Here is a 357-nt window from a genome sequence, read left to right as displayed (position 1 = left end):
GTACGGCCCGCTCACCGGTCTGCCCCTGCGGTTGCTGCTGCCCGAGCTGCGGCTGCGGCGCGTCCCGGCGGCCGACGCGGGGGACTGCGACACCTGGGAGGACCTCGTCGCCGCCCGGGCCAGGATCAGGGACCATGGCACGGTGCTCGATGAATGGACGACCGCGGTAGCCGAAGAACTGGGCATCAGTCCCGAGCTGGACGTTGACGCTCTGCTGGACCTCGCGCGGGACGCCGCGCATGGCGTGGCGCGCCCGGCCGCGCCCCTGACCACGTTCCTGGTGGGATACGCCGCGGCCACCCGGGGCGGCTCCGCGCAGGACATCGCGGACGCCTCCCGAGCCGCCGCGCGGCTGGC

At 75.4% G+C, this 357-nt stretch carries 1 protein-coding gene; it reads left to right on the top strand.

Annotation, left to right across the window (positions count from 1 at the left end; genetic code table 11):
• A partial coding sequence (locus tag AN216_RS00200; protein ID WP_244502247.1) for a DUF6457 domain-containing protein occupies positions 1-357 on the top strand: 357 nt, incomplete at both ends.

Origin of the sequence: Streptomyces oceani (assembly GCF_001751245.1) — a bacterium.
GTDB lineage: Bacteria > Actinomycetota > Actinomycetes > Streptomycetales > Streptomycetaceae > Streptomyces > Streptomyces oceani.
This window is presented reverse-complemented; position numbering and strand designations above follow the sequence as displayed.